Source organism: Streptomyces populi, from assembly GCF_002911015.1.
Lineage (GTDB): Bacteria > Actinomycetota > Actinomycetes > Streptomycetales > Streptomycetaceae > Streptomyces > Streptomyces populi.
On record NZ_KZ626876.1, the window covers coordinates 18,562 to 44,058 of the forward strand.

23 protein-coding genes and 1 pseudogene are annotated in these 25,497 nt (G+C 69.9%); 11 read left to right on the forward strand and 13 right to left on the reverse strand.

All coding sequences use genetic code 11. The annotated features are described in order from the left end of the window. Nucleotides 1-202: 202 nt before the first annotated feature. On the forward strand, nt 203-2,104 hold the full coding sequence (gene htpG, locus CW362_RS20045; protein ID WP_103550880.1) for a molecular chaperone HtpG: 1,902 nt from the start codon (nt 203-205) through the stop codon (nt 2,102-2,104). A 288-nt stretch (nt 2,105-2,392) separates the two neighbouring features. On the opposite strand, the gene CW362_RS20050 is transcribed toward htpG, so the two are convergent. Then, nucleotides 2,393-2,923, reverse strand: coding sequence for a hypothetical protein (locus tag CW362_RS20050; protein ID WP_240657909.1), 531 nt, complete (start codon nt 2,921-2,923; stop codon nt 2,393-2,395). A gap of 400 nt (nt 2,924-3,323) precedes the next feature. On the opposite strand from CW362_RS20050, the gene CW362_RS20055 reads away from it, so the two are divergent. Together CW362_RS20055 and CW362_RS20065 are read left to right on the forward strand one after the other, a co-directional pair. Continuing rightward, nucleotides 3,324-7,100, forward strand: coding sequence for a family 78 glycoside hydrolase catalytic domain (locus CW362_RS20055; RefSeq protein WP_103550881.1), 3,777 nt, complete (start codon nt 3,324-3,326; stop codon nt 7,098-7,100). A 724-nt stretch (nt 7,101-7,824) separates the two neighbouring features. Next, on the forward strand, nt 7,825-8,295 hold the full coding sequence (locus CW362_RS20065; RefSeq protein WP_240657911.1) for a hypothetical protein: 471 nt from the start codon (nt 7,825-7,827) through the stop codon (nt 8,293-8,295). Nucleotides 8,296-9,225: 930 nt separating this feature from the next. Here the strand turns inward: CW362_RS20065 and CW362_RS20075 are convergent. The 4 genes from CW362_RS20075 to CW362_RS20090 all read right to left on the reverse strand — a co-directional run bounded on the left by CW362_RS20075 (nt 9,226) and on the right by CW362_RS20090 (nt 12,561). Next, nucleotides 9,226-9,813, reverse strand: coding sequence for a DUF4383 domain-containing protein (locus CW362_RS20075; protein ID WP_103550883.1), 588 nt, complete (start codon nt 9,811-9,813; stop codon nt 9,226-9,228). A 259-nt stretch (nt 9,814-10,072) separates the two neighbouring features. Next, complete coding sequence (locus tag CW362_RS20080) at nt 10,073-10,693, reverse strand: sigma-70 family RNA polymerase sigma factor (RefSeq protein WP_103550884.1); 621 nt, start codon at nt 10,691-10,693, stop codon at nt 10,073-10,075. 367 nt (nt 10,694-11,060) lie between these two features. Next, nucleotides 11,061-11,747, reverse strand: coding sequence for a YqjF family protein (locus CW362_RS20085; protein ID WP_103550885.1), 687 nt, complete (start codon nt 11,745-11,747; stop codon nt 11,061-11,063). Between the two features lie 112 nt (nt 11,748-11,859). After that, nucleotides 11,860-12,561 carry an SDR family NAD(P)-dependent oxidoreductase gene (locus tag CW362_RS20090; protein WP_103550886.1) on the reverse strand — a complete coding sequence of 234 codons (702 nt, stop codon included), beginning with the start codon at nt 12,559-12,561 and terminating at the stop codon, nt 11,860-11,862. 370 nt (nt 12,562-12,931) lie between these two features. Here CW362_RS20090 and CW362_RS20095 point away from each other — a divergent pair, with 370 nt between their 5' ends. Together CW362_RS20095 and CW362_RS44645 are read left to right on the forward strand one after the other, a co-directional pair. Next, nucleotides 12,932-13,165, forward strand: a complete 234-nt coding sequence (locus tag CW362_RS20095; RefSeq protein ID WP_103550887.1) for a hypothetical protein — start codon at nt 12,932-12,934, stop codon at nt 13,163-13,165. 19 nt (nt 13,166-13,184) lie between these two features. Continuing rightward, nucleotides 13,185-13,535 carry a hypothetical protein gene (locus tag CW362_RS44645; RefSeq protein ID WP_240657913.1) on the forward strand — a complete coding sequence of 117 codons (351 nt, stop codon included), beginning with the start codon at nt 13,185-13,187 and terminating at the stop codon, nt 13,533-13,535. A gap of 261 nt (nt 13,536-13,796) precedes the next feature. Here CW362_RS44645 and CW362_RS20110 read toward each other — a convergent pair whose 3' ends face one another. Next, a complete protein-coding gene (locus tag CW362_RS20110; protein WP_103550889.1) occupies nt 13,797-14,330 on the reverse strand; it encodes a COG4315 family predicted lipoprotein in 534 nt (177 codons plus the stop codon). A gap of 239 nt (nt 14,331-14,569) precedes the next feature. On the opposite strand from CW362_RS20110, the gene CW362_RS45305 reads away from it, so the two are divergent. Then, on the forward strand, nt 14,570-14,701 hold the full coding sequence (locus CW362_RS45305) for a hypothetical protein (protein WP_276313683.1): 132 nt from the start codon (nt 14,570-14,572) through the stop codon (nt 14,699-14,701). Between the two features lie 152 nt (nt 14,702-14,853). On the opposite strand, the gene CW362_RS44650 is transcribed toward CW362_RS45305, so the two are convergent. The 3 genes and pseudogenes from CW362_RS44650 to CW362_RS20120 all read right to left on the reverse strand — a co-directional run bounded on the left by CW362_RS44650 (nt 14,854) and on the right by CW362_RS20120 (nt 15,713). Then, nucleotides 14,854-15,063, reverse strand: a complete 210-nt coding sequence (locus CW362_RS44650) for a hypothetical protein (RefSeq protein WP_240657928.1) — start codon at nt 15,061-15,063, stop codon at nt 14,854-14,856. After that, nucleotides 15,012-15,290, reverse strand: a pseudogene (locus CW362_RS44655) (transposase); the annotation flags it as partial. The gene CW362_RS44650 and the pseudogene CW362_RS44655, both read right to left, overlap by 52 nt. Nucleotides 15,291-15,323: 33 nt before the next feature. After that, complete coding sequence (locus tag CW362_RS20120) at nt 15,324-15,713, reverse strand: RidA family protein (RefSeq protein WP_103550891.1); 390 nt, start codon at nt 15,711-15,713, stop codon at nt 15,324-15,326. Between the two features lie 72 nt (nt 15,714-15,785). Here CW362_RS20120 and CW362_RS20125 point away from each other — a divergent pair, with 72 nt between their 5' ends. Both CW362_RS20125 and CW362_RS20130 read left to right on the forward strand, forming a co-directional pair. Further along, the gene (locus tag CW362_RS20125; RefSeq protein WP_103550892.1) at nt 15,786-16,694 is read left to right on the forward strand and encodes a LysR family transcriptional regulator; all 909 of its coding nucleotides are present in this window, start codon (nt 15,786-15,788) and stop codon (nt 16,692-16,694) included. 198 nt (nt 16,695-16,892) lie between these two features. Then, on the forward strand, nt 16,893-17,810 hold the full coding sequence (locus CW362_RS20130; protein WP_103550893.1) for an NADP-dependent oxidoreductase: 918 nt from the start codon (nt 16,893-16,895) through the stop codon (nt 17,808-17,810). 358 nt (nt 17,811-18,168) lie between these two features. On the opposite strand, the gene CW362_RS20135 is transcribed toward CW362_RS20130, so the two are convergent. Further along, nucleotides 18,169-19,119 (reverse strand): SDR family NAD(P)-dependent oxidoreductase, encoded by a 951-nt coding sequence (locus CW362_RS20135; RefSeq protein ID WP_162684154.1) that lies wholly within the window; start codon nt 19,117-19,119, stop codon nt 18,169-18,171. Between the two features lie 155 nt (nt 19,120-19,274). Next, on the reverse strand, nt 19,275-20,471 hold the full coding sequence (locus CW362_RS20140) for a PucR family transcriptional regulator (protein WP_103550895.1): 1,197 nt from the start codon (nt 20,469-20,471) through the stop codon (nt 19,275-19,277). A 106-nt stretch (nt 20,472-20,577) separates the two neighbouring features. Between CW362_RS20140 and lysA the strand changes: the two genes are divergently transcribed. Next, entirely contained in the window at nt 20,578-21,831 is a 1,254-nt protein-coding gene (gene lysA, locus CW362_RS20145; protein ID WP_240657915.1) for a diaminopimelate decarboxylase, read from the forward strand. A gap of 42 nt (nt 21,832-21,873) precedes the next feature. Continuing rightward, nucleotides 21,874-23,337 carry an amino acid permease gene (locus CW362_RS20150; protein ID WP_103550897.1) on the forward strand — a complete coding sequence of 488 codons (1,464 nt, stop codon included), beginning with the start codon at nt 21,874-21,876 and terminating at the stop codon, nt 23,335-23,337. Nucleotides 23,338-24,007: 670 nt separating this feature from the next. On the opposite strand, the gene CW362_RS20160 is transcribed toward CW362_RS20150, so the two are convergent. Both CW362_RS20160 and CW362_RS20165 read right to left on the reverse strand, forming a co-directional pair. Then, nucleotides 24,008-24,709, reverse strand: a complete 702-nt coding sequence (locus tag CW362_RS20160) for a hypothetical protein (RefSeq protein WP_162684155.1) — start codon at nt 24,707-24,709, stop codon at nt 24,008-24,010. A gap of 146 nt (nt 24,710-24,855) precedes the next feature. Beyond that, a complete protein-coding gene (locus tag CW362_RS20165) occupies nt 24,856-25,086 on the reverse strand; it encodes a hypothetical protein (protein WP_162684156.1) in 231 nt (76 codons plus the stop codon). Nucleotides 25,087-25,140: 54 nt separating this feature from the next. On the opposite strand from CW362_RS20165, the gene CW362_RS20170 reads away from it, so the two are divergent. Further along, nucleotides 25,141-25,401 carry a transposase gene (locus CW362_RS20170; protein ID WP_240657917.1) on the forward strand — a complete coding sequence of 87 codons (261 nt, stop codon included), beginning with the start codon at nt 25,141-25,143 and terminating at the stop codon, nt 25,399-25,401. Nucleotides 25,402-25,497 lie beyond the last annotated feature (96 nt).

Consider the following 25,497-nt stretch of genomic DNA (forward strand, 5'->3'; position numbering starts at 1 on the left):
CGCCGGGGCCGCGACCGCGCGGGGCACCTGCCCCACGTCCTGGCGGGACGGCCGGGGCGGGCGCGCCCACGGTGAGGTCCGTCTGACGCAGACACAGATGCGGGCGCCGCGCGGCGAACGGCGGTGACAATGCGTCGACTTGGTGTCTTACAGTGGCTGTCGCCCGATTCGGCCACCCAGGAACCTGTGAGGAATACGAAGCATGGCGACCGAAACGTTCGAGTTCCAGGTAGAAGCACGCCAGCTGCTCCAGCTGATGATCCACTCGGTCTACTCGAACAAGGACGTCTTCCTGCGCGAGCTCGTCTCCAACGCCTCCGACGCGCTCGACAAGCTGCGTCTTGCCGCGTTGCGGGAGGACGGGCTCGACGCCGACACGTCCGACCCGCACATCGAGATCGAGCTAGACCAGAAGGCCCGTACGCTCACCGTGCGGGACAACGGCATCGGGATGTCGTACGACGAGGTCGGCAAGCTCATCGGCACCATCGCCAATTCGGGCACGGCCGCCTTCCTCCAGGAGCTGAAGGAGGCACAGGACGCGGCCGGGGCCGAGGGGCTCATCGGACAGTTCGGCGTCGGTTTCTACTCCGGCTTCATGGTGGCCGACGAGATGACCCTGGTGACCCGGCGTGCCGGGGAGCGCAGCGGCACGCGGTGGTCGTCGCGAGGTGAGGGCACGTACACCCTGGAGACGGTCGACGACGTGCCGCAGGGCAGTGCCGTCACGCTCCACCTCAAGCCTGCCGACACCGACGACCAGCTGCACGACTACACCTCCGCCTGGAAGATCAAGGAGATCGTCAAGCGGTACTCCGACTTCATCACCTGGCCGGTCCGGCTCCTCCCGCAGGCGACCGACGGCGAGGAAACGCCCGAACCCGAGACACTGAACTCGATGAAGGCGCTGTGGGCACGCTCGCGCGACGAGGTCTCCGACGACGAGTACCACGAGCTGTACAAGCACGTCAGCCACGACTGGCGCGATCCCCTGGAGACGATCCGCCTCCAGGCCGAGGGCACCTTCGAGTACCAGGCGCTGCTGTTCCTTCCGGCTCACGCGCCCCACGACTTGTTCACCCGGGACTTCCGCCGCGGTCTGCAGCTGTACGTCAAGCGCGTACTGATCATGGACGACTGCGAGGCGCTGCTGCCGCCCCACCTCCGCTTCGTCAAGGGTGTCGTCGACGCGCAGGACCTCTCGCTCAACGTCTCCCGGGAGATCCTCCAGCAGGACCGGCACATCCGGATGATCCAGCGCCGGCTGACCAAGAAGGTCCTGTCCTCGGTCAAGGAGATGAAGGCGAACGACGCCGACAAGTACGCCGCGTTCTGGCGGGAGTTCGGTGCCGTGCTGAAGGAGGGCCTGCTCGGCGACACCGACGACCGCGACGCCCTGCTGGCCGTGGCGTCCTTCGCCAGCACCCACGACGAGGAGGCGCCGACCACGCTCCAGCAGTACGTGGAGCGGATGAAGGACGGTCAGGACGACATCTATTACATGACCGGCACGTCCCGGCAGACCATCGAGAACTCCCCGCACATGGAGGCGTTCCGGGACCGGGGTGTCGAGGTCCTGCTGCTCACCGACCCCGTCGACGAGGTGTGGGTCGACGTCGTGGGCGAGTTCGAGGGCAAGCGGCTGAGGTCCGTCGCCAAGGGCGAGATCGATCTCGACGTCCAGGGCGGCGAACAGGCCGACGGCGGGCGGGAGAAGCAGGCCGAGACGTACGCCGCCCTGCTGGGCTGGATGAAGGAACACCTCGGGGAGGAGATGAAGGACGTCCGCCTGTCGACCCGGCTGACGGTCTCCCCGGCCTGTGTGGTCTCCGATGCCCATGACCTCACTCCGGCGCTGGAGAGCATGTACCGGGCCATGGGCCAGGAGATTCCGTCCGCCCGGCGGATCCTCGAACTCAACCCCGCTCACCCCCTGGTCCAGGGTCTGAACCAGGCGTACCAGGAGGGTGAGGACCGCTCCGGGCTCTCCGAGACCGCCGACCTGCTGTACGGACTCGCGGTGCTCGCGGAGGGCGGGCGGCCGACGGACCCGGGGCGTTTCGTGAAGCTGGTGGCGGAGCGACTGGAGCGCACGCTTCGCTGAACCGGACAGCGCCGCCGTCCGCCGAGCCGGACGGCGGCGTCCACCGGACCGGTGGCGTCGACGCGTATCCGGCTCTCGGCCCGAAGGGGCCCGGGTACGCGTCGCCGCCGCCCATGACGGTCGGCCGACTGCGTCACGGCACCGAACCGCACGGAACGCGTGGGTCCGCGCCGAACGGCACCGCACCGCCCGCGACGGCCGGATCGCAGAGTTCTGCGGCGTCCTGGCCTTGACCGGTGCGGCCCGCTCCCGTACGACGCGGACCACCGTCCGCGACGGCCGTCCGGCTCAGTGCCCTGGCCCCGCGGGTCCGTCGCCGCACTCGGAGCGGAGGGCGTCGCGGAGCCTGCGCAGGTCGTCGGCGGGCCTTCCCAGGCCGTTGAGGTGGAGCCGGGCCGCCTCGACGCTCGGACGCGGGTTCGAGGGGAAGGCGAGGTCCATGGCCTCGCGCATCATCCACTGGCCGTAGGAGAGCAGGCGTCCCGCGTACTCCTGGGCCCGGACGAGATCGGCCTCCGTCAGCGGCAGATCGCGCACGCGCGCGTGCAGCCGGTGCAGGACCCTGTACTGTCGTCCGGCTTCCCGGGCGGTCTGCCCGGCGAGGGGGCCCGGTTCGCCGCAGGCCGCCACCGTCCGGTCCGCCGGTGCCTGCGCCGCCACCGCCTCGTCCAGCAGGGCGGTGAGCGCCCGCAGCTGGGCGGAGCGCGGGGGAGGAGCCGGTGCGGGGAGGCGTCGCGGCTTCGCCAGGAGGCGCACGGCACGCCGACGCAGTGCGCCCCACTGTCGTCCGGGTATACCTGGTGTCGTACCTGGTGTCATGGCCCTCCCGGTCCGTGCCGCAGGGGTCCGTGCCGCAGGATCCCGGCCGCCGACGGTTCCCTCAACGATCTCGGAGCACCTCGACGGGGTGCCTTTCCAGTGTGCGTCACCGCGCTCCGCAGCCGGTGTCGCCGGATCCTGCCGATCGCGCGGGCTTCCTCGCCGGGTGTTCGAGGCCGAGTGTGCGTGGCGAGTGCGCCGAGGTGCGCGCGAGGCGGGCGTGGGGCCGTCCCGAACGGTGTGCCGAACCCCTTGACCCCCCTTGGTGACTCTCGTACGGTACGACCGCACCAGCTTGTTGAAACGTTTCAATCCCACTTCGGAACCGGCCGCTCCCGTCCGTGTCCGCCGTACAACCGAGCCGTCCTGCCTCGCCCGACGTGTGTGAAGGAGTACTCCGTTGGCCAGTCAGACCACCCCCCACGGCCCCGACTCGCCCACCCCTCACGGCCCCGACTCGCCCACCCCCCGCGCCCGTTCCGCCTTCAGCCGGCGCGGCTTCCTCGGCGCAGGATCGGCGCTGGCCGTGGGCGCGCTCGCCGCGGGGGCCGTCGGTGCGCTCCCCGCCCGCGCGCGGGCGGCCACCGATGCACCGCGGGCACTGCCCGTCGGCCTCTCCCCGGCGCACTGGATCTGGTACCCGGAAGGTGATCCGGGCACCGACGCCCCCGTCGGACACCGTTACTTCCGCACCCGGTTCACCGTCGCCCAGGGCGAGGTGACCGACGCGCAGCTCGTCGTCACGGGCGACGACACGGTCGACGTCTGGCTCAACGGAACACCCCTGGCAGGCTCTCCCAGAGGCGCGGATTCCTGGCGCAGGGCCCTCTACGTGGACCTGCGGCCCGCCGTGACGACCGGTGTCAACACCCTCGCTCTGGCAGTCCGCAACCAGGGCGGCCCCGCCGGCGTCATCGGGCGGGTCCGTGTCCTGTCCGCGGGCGGCACGACCGACGTCGTCACCGGCAGCGGCTGGTCGGCGGGCAAGGACGTGCCCGAGGGGTGGGAGCAGCCCGGCTTCGGTGACGGAGGCTGGCCCGCCGCCCGGGACCTGGGCGCCTACGGAGTCGCCCCCTGGTACACCGCCGTCGTCGCTCCCGACCTCGCGGCCCCGTCGCCGCTGAGCGTGGCCGGCCGCACCGTGGAGCGCCGTGACAACCCACTGGGGGTGGACACCGCGCGGCCGCGGTTCGGCTGGCGGCTCGATTCGACGGAGCGCCAGCAGCGGCAGGCCGGCTATCAGATCCAGGTCTCCTCCACGGCCGCCGGCGGTGGTGACCTGTGGGACAGCGGGCGTGTCCCGTCCGGCCGGCAGATCGACATCGCCTACGCCGGCCGGCCCCTGGCGAGTCTGACCCGCTACTTCTGGCGCGTACGCGTATGGGACTCCCAGGGCCGTTCGGGCACGTGGAGCGAGCCGGAGTGGTTCGAGACCGGGTTACTGGCACCGGCCGACGAATGGCGTGCCGCGTTCATCGGACGGCCGGCGGGCCCGGACCTGTCGGGGGCGGGCTGGATCTGGTACCCCGAGGGCGATCCCGCGGCGGGGCGTCCCGCCGAGACCCGGTACTTCCGCCGCGCCTTCACGCTGACGGACGCGCCCACCGCCGCGACGCTGGTCGTCACCGGGGACGACACCGCCGACGTATGGGTCAACGGAACGCTGGTGAGTTCCTCGCCTCGCGTCACCGACTCGTGGAAGAGCGCCGCCCTCGTCGATGTCACCGCCCGCCTCACGAGCGGCCGCAACGTGATCGCGGTCGCCGCCCGCAACACGAGTCAGTCTCCCGCCGCGATCATCGCCAAGCTGACGGTGACCGGGGGCCCGACCATCGTCACCGACGCGTCGTGGAAGTCGTTCCAGAGCGGGCCCTCCGGCTGGCAGACCCCCGGGTACGACGACGGCGGCTGGCCGGCGGCCCGGGCGGTCGCGGCGTACGGCGCCGGTCCGTGGGGATCCGGTGTGCGGGTCGTCAGCCCCGCGCCGCTGCTGCGCAAGAGCTTCACCGTGGACAAGGAGGTGGCCGCCGCCCGGCTGCTGACCACCGCGCTGGGTCTTCACGAGACCCGGCTCAACGGGGCGAAGGTGGGCCACGACGTGCTGGCCCCCGGATGGACCGACTACGGCAAACGCCTTCAGTACAAGGTTTTTGACGTGACACCAGACATCCGGCAAGGGGCCAACGTGCTCGGCGCCTGGCTGGGCAACGGCTGGTACTCCGGCAGTCTGGGCTTCGCCGGAAGCCGGCACTACGGCACCCGGCCGTGGTACGCGGCGCAGCTGCTCATCACCTTCACCGACGGCAGTACCCAGTGGGTGACGACGGACGGCACCTGGAAGACGAGCACGGGCGCGATCACGGTGGACGACCTCTACGACGGCGAGTCCTACGACGCTCGTCTGCACGTCGACGGATGGGACGCCGCCGGCTTCGACGACAAGGACTGGGCCGGTGCCACCGTCCACGACGGGACCACGCCCCGTCTCGTCGCGCAGGTCGACAATGGTGTCACCGTCCAGCACGAGTTCAGTCCCGTGTCGATCACCCAGCCCCTGCCAGGGGTGTGGATCTTCGACCTGGGGCAGAACTTCACCGGCTGGAACCGGATCGCGCTCAGCGGTGACGCGGGAACCACGGTCACCGTCCGGCACGGCGAGGTCCTCAACCCCGACGGCACGCTCTACACCACCAACCTGCGCGCCGCCCAGGCCACCGACCGGTTCACCCTCGCCGGTACCGGGGAAGTGGAGACGTACGAACCCCGGTTCACCGTCCACGGCTACCGCTACGTCGAACTCAGCGGAGCGCCGGCCGGGTTCAGCCCGGACGGCAGCACCGTCACGGGTCGCGCGGTGTGGACCGACGCGGCACAGCCGGGCACGTTCAGCACCTCCGACGCGCTGATCAACCAGCTCCAGCACAACATCGTCTGGGGCGAACGCGGCAACATGCTCTCCATCCCCACCGACTGCCCTCAGCGCGACGAGCGCCTGGGGTGGACGGGCGACATCGCCGCCTTCTGCGCCACCTCCACCTTCAACCTGCACAGCCACGGCCTCCTCGCCAAGTTCGCCGACGACCTGACGGACGCCCAGCAGTCCGACGGCGCCTTCACCGACGTGGCGCCCGCGGTGATCGGTGGTTCCGGCACGGCCGGCTGGGGTGACGCCGGCGTGATCATCCCGTACACGCTGTGGCAGCGTTTCGGCGATCTCAGCGTCGTCGACCGGCACTTCCCGGCGATGGCGCGCTGGGTCGACTATCTGCGCGGCACCGCCGGGAGCGACCTGATACGCGACCGGCAGACCTTCGGCGACTGGCTCAACGTCGACGACAACACGGCGCAGGACGTCATCTGCACGGCCTACTTCTCCTGGTCGGCGCGCCTGGTCTCACGGATGGCGGCGGCCACCGGCCGCACGGCCGAGGCCACCTCCTACGGACGGCTCGCCGACCAGGTGGCGGCGGCCTTCACCGCGCGCTTCGTCACCGCCGACGGGACCGTCCGCGGCAACACCCAGACCGGCTACGTGCTGGCCCTGGCCTTCGAGTTGCTGCCCGCGTCCCTGGTCCAGCCGGCCGCGGACAAGCTGGCCGCCAAGGTCACCGCGACGAACGGGCACCTCAGCGTCGGCTTCCTCGGCGTCGAGAACCTGCTGCCCGTACTGGCGGACCACGGGCACCTCGACACCGCGTACCGGATCCTGCTCCAGCGGGGCTTTCCCGGCTGGGGCTACATGATCGATCACGGTGCCACCACGATCTGGGAGCGCTGGGACGGCATCCGGACCGACGGATCGTTCAACGATCCGGGCATGAACTCGTTCAACCACTACGGTCTCGGATCGGTCGGCGACTTCCTCTACCGCCAGATCGGCGGCCTCGGTCCGGCGAGCCCCGGCTACGCCTCCCTGCGCGTCGCACCGCGGCCCGGCGGCGGACTGACCTCCGCCGACACCACGTACGACACGCCCTTCGGCAGCGCGTCGAGCGGCTGGTCGGTCTCCGGCGGGCGACTGGAACTGCGGGTCACCGTGCCCGTCAACACCTACGCGGCCGTGACCGTACCCACCTCACGGCCGCAGTCGATCGTGGCGCCCGCCCAGGCCGTTCCGGCAGGGCCGGCGAGCTTCCACCTGCCGGCGGGAAGCTACACCTTCACCGCGGCGAGCTGACAACGGCGCGGCAGGTCCCGGGGGCGGGGTCCTCGACGGGGTTTGTGCTGTGCCGGCCAGGGCGTTGGCGTCGTATGTGCGCATCCACGTTGTGCCCGGTTCGACAGGGGGACCGCTCACGCCGGGTCTGGAGGCCGGCGGTCCCCTTGCCGGACCGCGGAAAACATGACGGGGGCCGTGACGTGCCTCTGGTGAGACGGAAGACGGCCGGTTCGCCCTTGGTCGCGAAGCCTCAGACCCGGCCCCGGTGCGTGTCGCTGCCTGCGGCTGACGCGCGCGTCCGCGTGTCTGAGGCGTCGGTCTCCTGCCAGTCCGCGATGCTCGGCTCGGTCCAGGTCAGCCACGTGGTCCCGTGCACGTCGCGGGGGCCGCCACAGCCTGCGAACTCACCTCGCAGCCCGTCCGAGGCGTCATCCGGAAAGCCACGGCCTTCCGCCGGCAGCGGCGGCAGCCGCCGACCGCTGCCGCTGAGGGCCGTGACGGGCGACCCTTCGCAAGCCGAGAAAGTGATCTGCCCGCGCAACCGGACCTGTGTGCTGCCAGGCCGGCAGCGCAGCCGACCTCCCACCCGGAAGGCATGGTTGAGGCAAAGCCTCTCGCGAGTTGTTGATCCCTCGCCGCCGCGCGCCCGACACTGTGACTTCTGCGTCCATATCGGGGCGTGTGACAGGGGGGGGGCTGTAGGGACGTGAACCGACCGATACCAGGCACTGTGGAAGTCTCGGTGCGCCACATCCTCAGCGACCGGACCACCGGCGTCCTCACCCGAACCCGCAGGATCACATGGCGGGACAGCCTGTACCGCGTGCGCCGACCGGCATCCGGCAGGCAGAGCGTCGAGTTGACCTGCCCCGTGTGCGACGCATCCCTGCTGGCCGAGGTCCGAACCGAGGGGCGCACCCGCCGAACCCGCGCACTTCTGCTGGTTCTGGCTGTCCTCAGTCTCGTGGTCTTCTTTGCCGCATTCGCCTATGCCGTCCACGAGGGCGGCCGCACGCTTCCCGAGGGACAGTCGCTCCCGACCCTGTTCCCCGTCAGTGTCGTCTCGATCGCCGTCACGTTCGTCGCCGCTCCGGTGCTCTTCTTCCGCAGCCGCCGCTACAACGGCGTCACCATGCTGGACGCCCCCAAACCCCGTCGGCTCCACGGGATCATGCCCGTACGTGGCCCGGTGCCCGGAACCGCGACGCGTTGACACCCTCCCCGGCGCAAAGGCCCGCACCCGAGCATGCGACGGCCGCGTCGACGAGGGTCGCCTCCCGGCTGGCGAGGGTCAGCGTGGTGATCACGCGGTCCGGACCGCGGAGGACGACGCCCGGCCGCTGCTGATCCGGGCGAGCTGCAAGAACATCACAGCGAGCAGAGCCCATTCCTGCCTGACGTCGCCGGGAGCGCCGGCGACTGTGCTGCCGGACGTTGCCGAAGAAGGGAAACGAATCGAGGCGCTGGATCGCCTGCGCGGGGGTACACGCACCGGCATGGCATCCAAGACTGATCGCTTCCTGTCCCTTCGGGCCATGCGGCAGTTGCGCAGGGTCCGTGCCTTCTATGCGGCGGGCGTCGTTCTGTGGGCGGTGTCGGCCCTCTGGACGGGCTGGCAGTCTCCTGGGGGCCGGCAGATGTGGATATCCGTCATGCTGTTGGCCATCTTCACCGGCCTCCTCCTTACGGCGTCCCTGTGGCTGCGGCGCCTGCGGACGGTGGCTGTGGCCTCTGCCGGCCCCGGCCGCCGTGCGGTGCCGCAGCGAACGGCAGCGCCCTCTCGCCACGCACACGCCTGACGTCTCTCTCGGAGGCGGGCGGCGAGGGGTGGACGAGCCGGCAGAAGTGGAGGACGGAAGGCCTGGCGAGGCTCGCGGACACGGGTCGGCGAGCCAGGCGTCCCGACGCTCACCGGCAAGAGCCCGCGCCTGTGTTCCGGCCGTCCCCGCTCCCGTGCCCACCCCGGTCCCGGTCGTCGTGCCGCTTCGTCCGTGGCAGCCCGAAAGCGCCGCCACTCCCACCGCTGACCGGACCTGAACCACCGTCACCGTGCCCTGTGTCTGCCCGGCCCGCTGCCTCGTCCGGCCGGAGGGGTGTGCGGGACACTGCGGTGCCGAACGGGTCGTGGCCGGGCCCGGACGGCTCAGCGGCCGTGTCGCGAGCCGGGAGACCTGGCGGCTCCCGGCGGCAGGGCCGACCGGTCCGTGCCGGTCGGCAGCGCCGCCGCGGGGGCCGGCTGCCGGCGCCGGGCGAGGGACTCCCGGGCGGCCTCGCGCGGATGGCGGCGCTGCCAGTACGGGTTGTCGTGGGGCAGCTTGCTCGACACGCGCCCGTACATGCCGAACGTCAGGATCACCAGCCCCATGACGAAGCTGAAGATGACGTTGGTCATGCCGAAGTCGAGGATGTTGGCGGGCCGGTCCAGGATGAAGATGTGGACGAATCCGCTGAGCAGGAACAGTGTGCCCACCGTCATGTTGAGCGTGGAGGCGACGTTCCCGCCGATGACGGCACCGGCGATCAGGACCAGGCCGACGGCCACGGAGATCAGGCTGAGGGTCCCGTTCGTCGACATGCCCGCGATGCTGTCCCCGTCCGTGTTGAACGGGCTGAGCTCGTCGGCGAAGCCGAGGGCGCCGAAGACGAGCAGGACCACGCCGCAGAAGGCGGCCCCCCACCTGTAGACGGTGGCCAGGTGGTGGTCGAGGGGGAGTTCGTCCTGGAGATTCATCGCCCGTCCCTTCTCTTACCGGAGTCAGGCCCGCGAGAGCGGAACCTTTTGTTGCCTTTCGTCCCTTCATTCCCTGGGAAGTCGCCGAGTGGTTGCACCGTTTTCCCGAGGTGGCGCGATCAGTCGGCCGAGCCCCGGAGCCGAAGCGGCCGGCAGGGAGCGCGAGCAGACGTTCCGCGCGGGCGACGCCGTGCGCACGGCGGACGTTTCCCGGCCCGGGGTTCGGTACGTCGGCGAGGCGGTCCGTCTGCCTGAAGGGTCACGGCCGGAGGCTGTTCTCCGCCACATCCCGGAGGTGACGGTTCAGCCCGTGCAGTCCGCGACGGGTGTGGCTCTTGACCGTTCCCAACGGCAAGCCGGTGACCTCAGCGATCTGGGTCTGCGTCAGGTCGTTGTAGTAGGCGAGGCTGAGCACGCGCCTCTGAGTCGCAGGGAGCTTCGACAACTCGTGGCTGATCAGCACGCGGTCCAGCACCGCATCGGGCTCACCGGAACGATCCTGCGTGCGTACGACAGCCCCCGCCGCCGCCACCAGATCGGCCCGGCGTGTCCGGGCGTGCAACGCGTCGGCGATCTTGCGCCGGGTGATTCCGACGATCCACGCCGCCAGGGCGCCCCGCTCGGGTGCGAAGCCGGCCCGCCCCCGCCAGGCGGCGAGGAACACCACCTGGGTGACGTCCTCTGCCTCGGCCGCATCGCCCAGAGAGCGCAGGGCCAGGGTGTACACCAGCCGGCCCCATCGGCGGTATACCTCGGAAAGGGCCTGCTCGTCGCCTCCGGCGAACGCGGTGGCCAGTTCCTCCTCGCGGAGGGACTCCTGAACGGGAGCCGTGAGCGGAGCACCCCTGAGGGGCTGCCCGGTCGGATGCTGTGCGGTCATGGCGACTGCTCCTCGAACAGGGCGGGCTGCGCCATGTCCGCGAAGGGGGCGACCGCTGTAGGGCCGTACCGTCCGCGATGTCTGGCGCATCGGTTCGTGCGGTGCGATTCCGGCTCTGCCACCCTCCGCAATATCGATGCAGCGGGCAACTTGCATCGACTGTGCGTCGTATTGGGGACCGCTTCGCGGGCGGTCCGCATGCCCCTCGCCCGCGCCCTCGAGCCCTTGCCGGTCATGCCCGTCCCACGGGTCGCCGAGCCGGCCGGCAAGGTCCGTGAGCACGGGCCCGGGGGAGCCGGACCCCTGCCCGCGGTCATGGGGGAGCGGGCACCGGCACGCAGAACCGACGGCCCCGTGCGCACGGGCATCAGGTGCCGGGCAACGACACCGGCGTTCCGAACCGCACCGGCACACCGGGCGCGTACAACACGCTGACCGGCGCCTCCCTCGGCCGGGACAGGCCCGCGGCTGCGACGAGCGAGTCGTCCCAGCCGAGCAGGGAGCAGCGGCAAAAGGACCACTGCGGGTGAGTGTTCGGAAGGTAGTAGGAGCGCCCGAACGCGTGTCCGTGCAGTCCCCAGCGGTTCGTGAGGAACTCCTCGAGCGGATCCGGGGCCAGGGGTGCGCCGGATACCTCGAGCCACACGTGAGCCTCGGCGTCCGGTGTTCCGCGGCGGCTGCTCCGGTACAGCAGGCGGTTGTCGAACCACTGGCTGTGGATACGGGACCACCGGTACGGGAGCCGGAAGGATGCGTCTGCGGCCAGGACGGGCACCAGGCGATCGCATTCCAGCGAGCGGAACACCACGCCGCGGCGCCCCAGCGCGTCCCGGCTGTAGAGACGCACGTTGACCTCGTGGAAGGACCCGAAGTACGGGATCGCCGGGGCGGCGCCGATGGCGAGATCGCGCATACGGAAGAAGACCAGGCCGACGTACGTACGGCCGTTGTGAAGGTCGGGGACGGTTCCGGCCGGCAGGAGCCCGGCCACCTGGAACGGGTCCGCGGGCCAGTGCAGGAACACCAGATCGTGCCAGTTCTGCCGGAGCAGCATCCGCCGCAATTCCCGCGGCGCGCGAGGGGTGACCGGCTCCACGGGATGCAGAATCCGGTGGGACCGGCGGGGCGCCCTGCCGTCGGGCACGGTGGCTCCTCGGCCGCCCGCTCTATCGCTCGGCGTCGAGCGGCGCGTCACGGCCCGGCTTCACCACGCGGGCACCGGCCGAGAGCGCGGCGACGATGGCGTCCACCGCCTCGGCGACGGGCAGCCCCGCCGGCAGCGCAGGAGGTGTTCCCAGAACGGCGCGGCCGGCGAATCCCGTCTCCACATGGGGCAGACGGATCTCCAGCACCGTGACCCCGGACGCCCGCTGCTCGCGCCGGACCGCCCGCAGCCACGTCGCGAGTCCCGCCTTCGACGCGGAGTAGTCGGCCATGCCGGCCGAGGGCGAGTCGGCGACGACGCCCGTGATCGCCGCGATCACGCCGCCCGGCTCGACGACGGCAAGGGCGGCTCGCAAGAACGCCAGGGGAGCCAGCGTGTTGACGGTGAACAGATGCTCGGCCACCGCGTCGCTCACCGACTCGGCCGGTCCGAAGGCGGCGACGCCGACGCAGACGACGACCGCGTCCAGGCCGCCGAGTTCCCCGGCGGCCCAGGCCACCGTGCGTGCGCACTGCTCGAGGTCGTACGCATCGAAGGCGCGGGCGGGGGCGTCTCCGCAGGCCCGGGACACGCGGGCGAGCCCTTCGCGGTCGCGGCCGGCCACGGCCAGGGCGGCTCCCTGCTCGTGCAGGCGCACAGCCAGGGCAGAGCCGAGGACTCCCGTCGCGCCGGGAACCAGGATCCCCGCACGGCTGATGACCATGCCACACCTCCCGTGTCCCGGACGGCCCGGGGCGTCGGACGACTCACCCCCTTTTCGGCAGGGGATCGATCCCTGGATGCGGCCAGGACCGGCCGCGGGCAGCCCGGGCCGCTCTCCATCCGGCCCACGAGCGCTGATCCGTGAGCCGTGCCCGCCGACCACGGCGCCCGGCCGTCACACGCCGCCCTGGACCGCGCGGGCGCGCGGGGCCGCGGCAGGCGGCAGCCCGCCCGGTCCTCCGCGACGGGGCCGAGCTCCGTCACGGAGAAGTGTGCGGGTGCTCAGCCCTCGCATCCGTGGACGCCACGAAACCGGAAAGGGTTGAAAGCATCCCAAAACGGATGCCTGGTCCGTGACGAGAGGGAAAGCAATGATCGTGAAGAAGTTGCACGATGCGGGCATCCAGAGTGAACACGCCTACGCCGCGGCCTTCGGCTCCATCGGCCTTTCGCTCGTCTCCTGGCTGGCGTCCAACAAGCAGGAGAACCTGGAGCGGGCCGACCGCTGGGGCATCTTCGTGGGGGAGTGGGCGCCCACCTTCTTCGCCCTCGGGCTGGCGCTGGCCAATTACGAGCACAGCGACGACGCGGCGGCCGACCGCTGATCGACTGGGCCGCATCGTCATGACCCTGCGGCAAGAGCGCTCCCCGGCCGGCCGCGGCCATCCGGGTAGCGCCAAGCCGTGTCAGACGACTGGCCGAAGGTCGATCGACCATGCTGAGCGCATCAACACGCTGTCCGGCGACGAGGAGTACGGCATGCCGATGGATTCGGTGTCTAGATTTCTGGCAGCTTTGAACCCGGAGGACCGCCGGACCGTCGACGCCGAACCGCGCGACGAGCAGGAGCGCCTCGCCGCGGCCTGGGAAAGAGAGCTGGAGGCGGACGCCGAACTCGACACACTCGACGAGCTGTCGCCCGCCGAGGCAGAGGCGGAAGCGGCCCGTCGCGTCCTGGGCCGCAAAGACGGCTGACCCCCGGCGCCCGTACGGGCACGGTCCCGGCCGCACCGCCAGGTCCACCTCACCCTTCTGCCGGGGAGCGCCGAACGAGACGTGTGACCGAGGCAGTCGAGGCAACCTGCGGGCCGGAGCAGCCGACGGTCCGGAGCAACCGGAGGGCCGAGGAAGCCGGCGGGCCGCTGAAGGCGGCCGTCGAGGTGATGCCGAGGGCGTTCAGCGCCGTTTTCCAGCACAGGCGCCAGATCCCGCCGCAGGCCACCCCGGGCGGCCCGGTCAGTAGCCGCCGCTCGGTGACGACGGCGACGCCTTGGTGATCTGCTTGCCGTCGGTGCCCAGCACGTACCACTTGGCACCGAAGGCATCGAGCCCCTGCCCGTTGGTCTGCCCGGCCTTGGTGTCGTCGGCGAACGTGTAGAGCGGGTGCCCGTTGTAGGTGACCTGCTTCGAGCCGTCGCTGCGCGTGATGGTCGACAGCAGCTTGGCGTTGACGCCGTCTCCGGCGGTCGGCTTGCCGTTCGTCTTCAGCGGAGGCCAGGCCTTGGCGCATTCTCCGTTGCAGGTGGACTTGTTGTTCTTGTCGGACTGGAACAGGTAGAGAGTGTGCCCCTTGCTGTTGACCAGGATCTTGCCGAGCGGACCGGACCGGGCGGACACCGTCGCAGAGGACGAGGTGCTCACCGCCGATCGCGCTTGGTCGGAGCCGTCTGCCGGACCGTGGCTGCTGCCACCGGCGTAGGCCACAGAGGCCGTGGACAGGAAGAGCGCCGTTCCGGCGGCTGCGATGAATGCTCGGCTGCGGTACTTCATGAGAAGTCCTCCGGCTGCGATCGCCTCGGAGCGTGGCGCGGCCGTCGTACCCCGGCGCCCGCCCCGTACCTCCATTACACGCCAGAGCCGACCACCCGGCCACAGGACCACCCCGCAGCACGCCCTGGCTGATTCGACAAGCGGTCCGCTTTCCCGACAGGTTCGCTTGCCGGGGCAGTAGCGGCTTGACCGGCCCAAATGCCTTGCCCGCAGTGATGAAGGCAGCCGATCATTCGCCTATGAGACCCGAAGTGCAGACGTTCGTCGCCGACGGCCCGAACCCCGTTCTGGTCACCGACCCCGGGCCGGACGCCAACGAGTGGCACCAGCGGCTCTTCCTCCGCGCCGTAAACGGAGGACTCGTCCTTTGAACCTGACGGCGCAGCAACGTGAGGTGCCACCCGGGTGTCCCGCTCGACGGCGGCGAGCCGGTTCTTGAGCCGGTGGCTGGAGTCGTCGATCACGCCGAAGACCTCGTCTCCGCAGGCCAGGCCGCCGAGCAGACCGAACAGATCACCCTCGATCAGACATGCGGAGCCCGCTGGCGCTTGAGGCGGTTGATCCCGCACTCGACCGCGTGCCGCTGCTTGTAGTCGTCCTTGCCGAACGTCGGCGGCCGCCCACCGCGGGAGCCGAGCTTGAGGCGGTTGCGGACCCGGTCCGCCGGGACCGGGACGGTGGCCTTGAACCCGCGTCGGCGTGCGCCAGGAGCGAGCGCAGGGTCTTGTCCCAAGTGCCGTCTGCCGACCAGCGTCGGTGACGTTCGTAGACGGTTTTCCGCGGCCCGCATTGCGACGGCACGTCACGCCAAGGCGCACCTGTGCGCAGACGGAAGAGGATTCCGTTGATCACCGTGCGGTGGTCGCTCCACCGTCCGCCCGGCCGTCCGTCGCCGGGTAGCAGTGGCGCGAGCCGTGCCCACTCGGAATGCGTCAGATCGCCCCGCCCGACCTCGGGCACGGTGCCCCCGTTCCCCGAGATCGGATCGGACGGTTACGCGGTGATCCGCCGGGCGTACACCTCGATCTCGATCTTCATGCGGGGATCGGCGAGGCCGCACATGAGCATGGTGGCGGCCGGCCGGACCTCGCCGAACGCGCGACGCAGCGTCGGCCAGCAGGGCTCGAAGTCGGTACGGTCGGGCAGCAGGTAGCGCACCCGTACTACGTCGGCGAAGGTGCACTTCGCTTCGCTCAGGGCGGCCTCGATGTTGTGCAGGCACTGTTCGGCCTGCTCCACCACGTCCTCGGAGATCGTCATGGTGGTGTAGTCGAATCCGGTCGTCCCGGACACATGGACCCAGTCGCCGTCGATCACCGCGCGGGCATAACCGATCTGTTCCTCGAACGTCGAGCCGCTGAGGATGGAACGTCGCTCTGTCATGCGCCGAACGCTAAGTGACCAGCACTGATACGTCTAATACGCCTTTCGGTGCGGAGTGATATCTCTAAGCGTATGGAGCGTCCTGAACTTCCCCTGCAGCAGCTGCACGCCTTCGTCGTGCTCGCCGAGGAACTCCACTTCGGCCGCGCCGCTGCTCGCCTGGGCATTGCCCAGCCGCCGCTGAGCCAGCAGATCCGCCGCCTGGAGGGCAAGGTCGGCTACGCACTGTTCAGTCGCGAACCCGGGCGCATCGGCCTCACCGCGGCAGGCCGAGAACTCCTCCCTGCCGCCCGGCACGCCCTCACTCACCTCGCACAAGGCCTGACCGCAGCCCGAGAAGTCGGCAGCGGCAGGGCCGGCCACCTGCGGATCGGCTTCGCTGCCTCCCTCGCTCTCACCGTCCTCCCCAGCTTGCTGCGAACGTTCCGGGAACGGTTTCCCGCCGTGGATCTGGACATCCAGGAGATGACCACCACGCCGCAACTGGCCGCTCTGCGCGAACGGACGATCGACATCGGCCTATTGCGAGAGCCGCCTGCCCGCGACGCGGAGCTCGGGTTCGAGACTGTGCTGACCGAACCCTTCGTGGCTGTCCTGCCCGCCTCGCACCCCCTCGCGGCACAACGAGCCGTCCAGGTCGAGCAGTTGGCGGACTGCCCCTTCGTGCTCCTGCCTCGTGCCGTCGGCCCGCCGCTGTACGATCAGATCGCCGGGCTGTGCATTGCTGCGGGCTTCACCCCCCAGGTGGCTCAACACGCAGTGGAATGGCAGACCGTCTGCGCCTTGGTGGGAACCGGCCTCGGCGTGTCACTGGCCCCGGAAAGCATCCGCCGGATCCGCCTCGAAGGCGTCGCCTTCCGCAGGATCGAGCCCGACACCGTGCGCACACGAGTCGCCGTCGCGTGGCGCAAGAACGACCCGAACCCCCTGGTCCCCGGCATCTTGGCCGCACTCAACCAAGATCCGCCGGGCACGCCCTAGCCAAAGCCGCATAACCCGTGTTCAAGACTCGGGGTCAAGGCCCCTCAGCCCGTTGCGCAGGCCTGGCCCGGTCGTCGACTAACAGGTCGAATCCCGGAGTGGCCCAAGGTTTTGCCATGAAAATGGACCATACCCATGGGCTGTTCTGTTCCTAAGGTCGGAGACATAAAGAGACAAATGGCCGAGGAGGCAATTTCCATGAAGGCGATCGTGGTGACGGACCAGGCCGCGGGAACGGCAGGGATGACGCTGGTGGAGCGGCCGGAGCCGCAGGCATCGATCAACGACGTCATCGTTCAGATTCACGCATCGGGCTTCGTCCCGACCGAGATGGAGTGGCCATCGACCTGGACCGATCGCGCCGGCCGTGACAAGACGCCGTCGATCCCCGGCCATGAGCTGGCCGGAGTGGTCACCGCTCTCGGCTACGGCACGACGGGGCTGTCGGTCGGGCAGCGGGTGTTCGGCCTCGCCGACTGGCACCGTGACGGCACCCTGGCGGAGTACGTGGCGATCGAAGCACGCAACCTCGCGCCGCTGCCCGGCGACGTCGACTTCACGGTAGGCGCGTCCCTGCCCATCTCAGGTCTGACCGCGTGGCAGGGGCTGTTCCAGCACGGTCGCCTCCAGTCGGGCCAGACGGTCCTCGCCCATGGCGCGGCCGGGGCGGTCGGGACGATGGTGACCCAGCTCGCACGTGAGGCCGGCGCTTACGTCATCGGCACCGGCCGCGCCGGCGACCGAGAGAAGGCGCTCGACTTCGGCGCGCATGAGTTCGTCGACCTCGAGAAGGACGCGCTGGAAGAGGTCGGCGACGTCGATCTGGTCTTCGATGTCATCGGTGGTGACGTTCAGAAGCGGTCCGCTGCCCTGATCAAGGCTGGAGGAACGCTGGTGTCCATCGTCGGCCCGGTCGAGGCGCGACCGGCTGAGGGTCTGGCGGTGGACTTCGTTGTCGAGGCCGATCGTGCCGAACTGGGTGAGATCGTGCAGCGGGTGCGGGACGGACGGCTGCGGACGAACATCGGTGACGTCTCGGCCCTCGACGATGCCGTCGCCGCCCTCAACCCGACCGGGCGACGCAAGGGAAAGACGATCATCCGCGTTCGTCCGTGAGGACTCGGGGACAGCGACAGGCTCGCCCCGCGCAGGTGCCGGTTCCCGGTCCGTGACCACTGCGAATCATGAGCGTCGGCAGGCAGGGGCTGGGCGGTTGACAGTGAACCACTGCTGCCCGCCCGGGGCCGCTCCTCGCTGGGCGGGATGCTGCCGGAACGCTGATCACACAGCCCCCAGAGTGCTGGCGCAGGCGATGAGGTCAAACTGCGCGTACTCGTGGGAGTGGACCCGCGCAGTTCCCGCCCTTACGTCATGCCGCTGCCGTCGGCTCAGGGCAAGGTGAGCGGGTGGCCGGTGTGCCGGGGTGCCGGGCGTGGACGTACGGCCCAAGGCTGCGTTGCTGCGGTCGGCCGGATCATCGGGCGGCGAGACTGCTCACGTGTTGCCACAGCTGGGCGTGGGTGATGTCGTCGTCTTTGCCAGGGCCTGCCGCGTAGGTGGTGGGGCGGGGCCGGCGGTCGTGCCAGAACGAGCCGGAGTTGCCGAGCGGCTCGTCCGAGGAGCCCAGCCAGACGATGGTGTCCGCTCCTTGGTCAGGGGTGCGGATGACGGGGCGGGTCAGCATGCGGAACACGGGCAACCACGTCCGCACGCCTTTGGTGTCCGCCCAGCCCGGGTGCATCGCGTAGACGTGGATGCCCTGGTCGCGCAGCCGGTCGGCCCATTGTTCGGTGATGACGAGTTCGGCACGTTTGGTGCGTGCGTAGATCTTCTTCGGGCTGTAGGAGTCCCGCTCGGACTGCGGGTCGCCGGCCGGGAGCGCCTGGCCGTACTGGCCGCCGGAAACCACGTTGATGACGCGGGACGGCGCGGCGCGGCGCAAGGGTCCGGTCAGTTCGTCGATGAGTGCCCAGGGGGCCAGGACGTGGGTGGCGAAGGTGAGCTCCACCCCGTCGGGGCTGTACTCGCGGCTGTCGGGCATCACTCCGGCGTTGTTGACCAGGACGTCCAGAGCATCGTGGCGTTCGCGGAAAGTGCGGGTGAAGTCGCGCAGTGAGGCGAGGCTGCTCACGTCGCACACCTCGGGATGCACCCGGTGCGCCGCGTCGGGCAGGCGATGTCGGGTCTGACGAGCGGCGTCTTCGGCACGTTCTCGGTTGCGGGCCAGGACGTGGACCTGGGCACCCAGACGTGCGAAGCCGACCGCGGCCGCCAGCCCGATGCCGGACGCCGCGCCGGTCACGATTACGACCCTGCCGTCCATTCGGCGACCGTCGGCGGGCCATCCCGGCATCCGGCGCCGCAGGCGCAGGCCCGGACTGCCGTAGCCGAGCGCGATCGACCTGTCCAGGACGGTATCGACCACTTGCGTGAGGTTCATACCCCGGCGGGTGTCCACGGCGCTCGATGCCACACCCGATAGGGCCGGTGCAAAAGCGAGGTGCTGAGTCCTGTCGACCGCCCGTCGATGGACTCGCTCTTCGGCCTCGAGGACCGGCCACAGCCGGCCCGTCGGCTGGATCATGTACTCAGACGGAGTTGGAGCCAGCAGGACAGGCGGTCATCTGGGTGATCCAGGTCGAGTCCGAACAGTTGGCGCGCACGTTTGAGCCGGTACTTGAGTGTGTTGGGGTGGATGCCCAGAGCGTCTGCGGCCTGACCGATGTTGCCGATCGCGTTGAGCCAGGCCAGTAGCGACTGTGCGTAGAACGTCTCGTGCTGCTGGTCGTGTTCGAGCATCAAGGCGATACCAGGGTGCTGCAGTGCGTGTTCGCGGGTCAGGACATCACCGATGTGGTTGAGCAGCACCCGGGCGTGGGTGTCCTTCAGCCCGGCAACAGGTGGAGCTGCCGGATCGCTTGTGGTCACTCGGAGGATGCCATCGACGTCTGTGCGCAGTGTGGACAGCCGGTCCAGGTCGACGTCGCTCTGGCTGACGGCACAGCGTACGGGGACGGTGCGCGGCCGGGACAGTGCGGTGACGGCTTGTTCGGCCAGGCGCCGTACCGCGGCGGTCGACAGGTGAGGCACCAGCACGTAAACGGTTCGGCCCAGCGTGGTGACAGCCCCTTCCGGATGTACAGCGGCGAAGTGCCCCACAGCTGACATGCCGAGGCGGATGACGGGCAGGGGCTCGTGGCCGGCCACGTGCAGGGGAGCGAGCCCCAGCAGACTGAATCGAGGTCGCTCGGACAGGCCGAGGTGGAAGCGGGCTTCGGGTATGCCGGTACCGCACAGCGCACTGCGCAGAGCGTCCTGGCGTGCCTGCAGTTGCAGTTCGGCGGCGCTGCGGCGGCGCAGCATGTGCAGGGCGGCGAGTTTCGCGCCTTCCGTCAGCGCGCGCTCGACCGTTTCGTCGAGGCCGCGCGGACCTTCGATCGCCCACAGGGTGCCGAGGGAAAGGTCACCGGCCCGGATGGCGACAGCGAGGCGGGGAAGCTCGTCGTCGGCCAGGGGCGGCAGGGGTACCACGCCGGTGGCGTCGAGCACGGTGCGGTACTGACGCAGCTGCCGCGGCTCATCGGGGACCTGCCGGTCCAGGATGCCCCGCCGGCGCAGGTCGTCGATCCGCTGGCCGGGAAGCGACGAGTAGGCCAGGACCCGGCGGTCCAGGTCCTCCACGGCCACCGAGCCGCCGGTCACGGCGGCGAGAGCCGTACACAGGGTGAACAGTTCCTCGCTCGTTCCGTCGCCGATGGGCGCTTCTGTGTAAGACATGGCCGAAGCTTAGGCGGATTCGCCAAAGACCAGGGAGCGGGTTCGCCTCAGCATGGTGCGTACCGCTGGACAGCGGAATTCATGCCACCGTTCGAAAGGCACCCTGGTGAACGACCCGCTCAGCCTCTTCCCGCCCGGGACCCGCCTCGCTCCGGACGGGCAGATCGTGCTCGGCGGGTGCCTCGTCGAGGAACTGGCCGACCAGTACGGCACGCCGGCCCTGCTCGTGGACGAGGGCGCCCTGCGAATGCGAGCCCGCCGTTACCGCGAGGGCCTGTCAGCGCGGTGGCCCGACTCGCGCGTCGCCTTCGCGTCCAAGGCGTTCCCCTGCACCGCCGTGTACCGGCTGCTGGTGGAGGAGGGCCTGGGCGTCGACGTGGCGAGCGGTGGTGAACTGACTCTGGCGCTGGCAGCTGGAGCCGATCCCGCCGACATCGTGATGCATGGAAACGCCAAGACCGAGGAGGAACTGCTCCTCGCCGTCGATGCCGGGGTCGGACTGATCGTCATCGACAACTTCGACGACATCGACCGTCTTGAGCGCCTCGTGCCGGCCGGAGGCGTACAGGGTGTACTGGTCCGGTTCACCCCTGGCATCCAGCCCGACACTCACGCGGCAGTATCGACCGGCCAGGCCGGAAGCAAGTTCGGCCTCCTGGAGCCGGAGGCCCGTCAGGCCATCGCCCGGCTGCGGGGAAGCGACCGCCTGCGTCTCGACGGCGTCCATGTGCACGTCGGGTCGCAGATCATGGACACGAAGCCCTTCCTGCAGGCCGTGGAAGCCGTCGCGGACCTCGGTGAGTTCGCCGTGTACGACCTGGGCGGAGGACTCGGAGCCCGTTACACCTACACCGACGTACCACCCAGCATCGACGACTATCTGGACACCCTGGTGACAGCGGCCCGGCAGCTACTGCCCGCAACCGCCCGGCTCCTGATCGAACCAGGCCGTTCCATGGTCGCCGAGACCGGCGTCTCCCTCTACCGGGTGGTCACCGTCAAACACGGGACACCGACGTTCGTCGCGGTGGACGGAGGTATGGGAGACAACCTGGAGGTCTCGCTGTACGGGCAGCGCTTCGAAGCCACCGTCGCCACACGTGTGGGAGCCGGAGATCCCTGCATCCTGGTGGGCCGCCACTGCGAGTCGGGCGACACCCTCAGCACCCACGTCCCCCTCGCGGACCCGCAGCCCGGAGACCTGATCGCCGTCCCCGCCACCGGCGCCTACACCTATTCCCTCAGCAACAACTACAACGGTGCCCGGCGTCCGCCCGTCGTCTTCTGCCGCGACGGCCGATCCCGTGCAGTGGTCCGCCGGGAAACCTACGCCGACCTGATGCGCCGAGACCTGCCCTGACCCTTCCTTGCACGGCTCCGTCCCGCCCATGAGAGGTACGTCATGTCCCCTGCCGCCCCACCCCTGCGCAGACAACTCCTCCGGCGCAAGCCCCTGGCATCGTTCCAGCACGACTCGGAGCAGGGCCGACTCAAGCGCACCGTCGGCCTGTTCCAGCTCACCATGATCGGAATCGGTGCGACGATCGGCACCGGCATCTTCTTCGTGCTGAACTCCGCCGTCCCCGAAGCAGGACCGGCTGTCGTCGTCTCCTTCGTCATCGGCGCCGTCACCGCCGCGCTGACAGCCTTCTGCTACGCCGAACTCGCCTCCGCCGTTCCGGTGTCCGGCTCTTCGTACTCCTATGCCTACGCCACCCTGGGCGAGTTCGCGGCGTATGCGGTCGGCTGGTGCCTGCTGCTGGAGTACGCCGTCTCCGGTGCGGCGATCGCCGTCAGTTGGGGGCAGTACCTCAACGACTTCACCGAGCGTGTGTTCGGCTTCCAGATACCCGCCGCGGTCGCGGCACCGCCCGGCGCCGGCGGCTACGTCAACCTGCCCGGTGCCGTCCTGGTCGCGCTCTGCTGTCTCCTGCTGATCCGCGGCGCCAAGGAGTCGGCCACGGTCAACACCGTGATGGTCCTGGTGAAACTCGGCATATTGATGCTGTTCGTCGCAGTTGCCGTGACCGGCTTCCGGTCCTCGAACCTGCATCCCTTCGCCCCCATGGGCATGGCAGGAATCGGGGCCGCGGCCTCCACGGTGTTCTTCTCCTTCATCGGCCTCGACGCCGTCTCCACCGCCGGAGAAGAGGTCAAGAATCCCCGCCGCACTCTGCCCCTGGCCATCATCTACTCGCTCAGCGTGATCACCGCGATGTACATGCTCGTCGCGCTCGTCGGAGTCGGCTCACAGCCGTGGACCGCGTTCGCCGACCAACAAGCAGGCCTCTCCGCGATCCTGGCAGACGTCACCGGTTCAAGCCGGCCCGCAACCCTGCTGTCCGCAGGCGCAGTCCTGTCCATCGTCAGCGTGGTCCTCGTCGTCCTGTACGGGCAGACCCGCATCCTCTACACCATGGGCCGTGACGGTATGCTCCCCGCCCTCTTCCACCGGGTCCATCCCGGCTCGGGCACGCCGGTGGCCAGCACCATGGCTGTCGGTGTGCTGGTCGCCGTACTGGCCGCGGTCGTTCCCCTGGACGAGCTCGCCGACCTCACCAGCATGGGCACCCTGGTGGCGTTCACGGTGGTGTCAGTCGGGGTTCTGGTCCTTCGGCGCACCGCCCCCGACCTGCAACGCGGCTTCACGGTGCCCGGGTACCCGGCCACACCTGTGCTCTCCGTCGCCTGCTGCGGCTACCTCATCCACAAGCTTCCCGCCCATACGTATTTGCTGTTCACCGTCTGGATGGTCCTCGCGACCGTCGTGTATCTGACCTACAGCCGGCATCACTCCCGCCTCCAGACCGCCGACGGCGTCGGAGGCGATCTTCACCCTGTCACCCAGCTCGACCCGGCTCCCTGACAGATGGCCAGGCAAAGACGCGGACCCTGTGACTCCGACTCGGAGAGGGCTCCCGCCGCGTCATGACCCACGGCCACCGCTGATCACCCATCTCCCCACTGGTGATCGGCGGTGGCCAGACTGAGTGACCCAACCGGACTCGTCACCGAGTCCACCGAACCCGGCGGCGGAAACGTCGAAGTCAAGCAGTGCCCGCCATTCTGCAGTGCCGACGGGCACCTCACGGCCCCAGCGTCAGCAACGGATCCACCAGCAGGAACTCCGACGGAACTCCGGGGGGAGAGGGAGAAGCGTCTGCCCCTGCGGGGGCGGCCACAGACGTACCCCTCGACGGTACTTGGCGTCTCAATGCCGACCGGCCTGCTCGGACGCGGCACAGGCGCTTGCCGCCTTTCCGGCCACCGGGGTGAAGGCCTGCCGGCCGGCAGACGTGACTCCTCAGCGGGGCTGGTCGGTGGCGAGGTCGGTGGCGTAAGCGATGTCGTCGCGGTTGGCGAATGACCGGCCGGCGAGGGCGGCCTTGCGGAAGATGCGCCACCAGGCTTCCTGAAGGTTGAGCCGGCAGGCGCCGACGGGGATGAACGCGTGGTGGATGCGGGGATGGTCCTCGAGCCGGGTCCGGGTGGACAGGCTGTTTCACGGAGGCCGTTGTCGCCGCGGCTCGAGACGGTCAGCGGGGGGTGAGGCAGGCTTCGAGGGCGGCTCGCTGTTGCGGGGGCAGGTGGTCGCCGAGAGGGGTCTTGCGGGGGCTGTGATCGCCCTCGCAGAGCCAGCTCTGCTCGTCATCGTCGAACCACCAGTCCTCGACACCCCACATGGGGTGCCCCTGGAGCAGGTGCCTGGCCAACGCCTCGCTCGCCTCGGGCGCACCCTGAGCGGCCAGAGCCTCGACCACTGCCGTCACGGCCTCCTCCGGAACCGCCGTGTCGCCGAGAACGGGCAGCAGAAGGAGAAGACGGGTGTGAGAGTCCATCACGCCTGCCGCACCCGGTGGTGCCTCCAGCAGGGCGGCGAGCTCGGGCCAGCACAGCCCGGGGCCGATGCGGTCCTGGTCGTCGCTGGCCAGGACGAGATCCTGGCTCCAGTCGGGATGGGTGAGGAAGTAGTCCCTGGTCGTGAACTCCTCGCCGCTGTCGAAGTGCACGACGATCGCGAAGCCGCCGGCCAGCGGCACCGTGAACACGGGCCATGCCGACGGGTCGTGGAGCGTGTCCAGCATGGCGTCCGCGTCGCCCGCGTCCGACCCGAAGGCCTCCGGCGCGAACCCGTCAGCCAGGTCTGCCAAGTACGCCGGCCAGAAGCCCGGCTCATCCAGGAGCGGGTGCCCGTCCACGACGGGCGACGAGGAGTACCAGTGCCGTGCCATCACCATGCCGGGATTCTCTCCAAGCCCGATCAGCATTGTTCGACGACCCCAGGCCCTCACGGCCGACCGGCTTGACGGCACGGCAACGTGAGATGTCTCAGCCTTCATCCGGCTGGCTCGGACGGCCGGCTCAGACTGCGAATGGAAGTCGCTCAGCCCGGCTTCGGGCGGGTTCGCAGGCGCCGCATCCGGGCGTGGCTGAGGTGGTGTGCCCCTCGCGTGTGCCGGGTGATCACATCGATCTCGTCCTCGGTGTGGTCGTCGAGAAGTGCCCGCCAGGACTGACCGAGCTCGTCCCATGCTGCTGTCACGCGGGCGATGCCCTCCGGCACCGGGGTGATCAGCACGCGGCGACGGTCCTGCTGATCGATGGAGCGAACCACGGAGCCGTCACATTCGAGCCGGTCGGCCAGGCGCGTGGCTGAGCCCGCGGCCTCTTGACCGACCTACGCAGACTGGACCGCCAGGCCAAGGACAACGAAGCCGGGATGCGCGACGCCCTCGCGGTGACGCGCACCGGACTGACAACTCTGCCTGGCCTCGGCACCGTGCCGGCCGCCAAGGTCATCGGCCGCGTCGGCGATGTCAGCCGCTTCCCGACCGAGCACCACTTCGCCGGCTACACCGGCAGCGCACCCCTGGACGCCTCCAGCGGCGCCATGAAGTCACAAGCGCCCGTCCGGCCGCGTGCGTGGTGACACCCGATGGGCCGACAAATCCCCAACGGGACAGTCGAAACGTCAGTCAGTCGGAGGGGCAGACCCACCAGCAGCGTCACCACGTCACATCCTCAC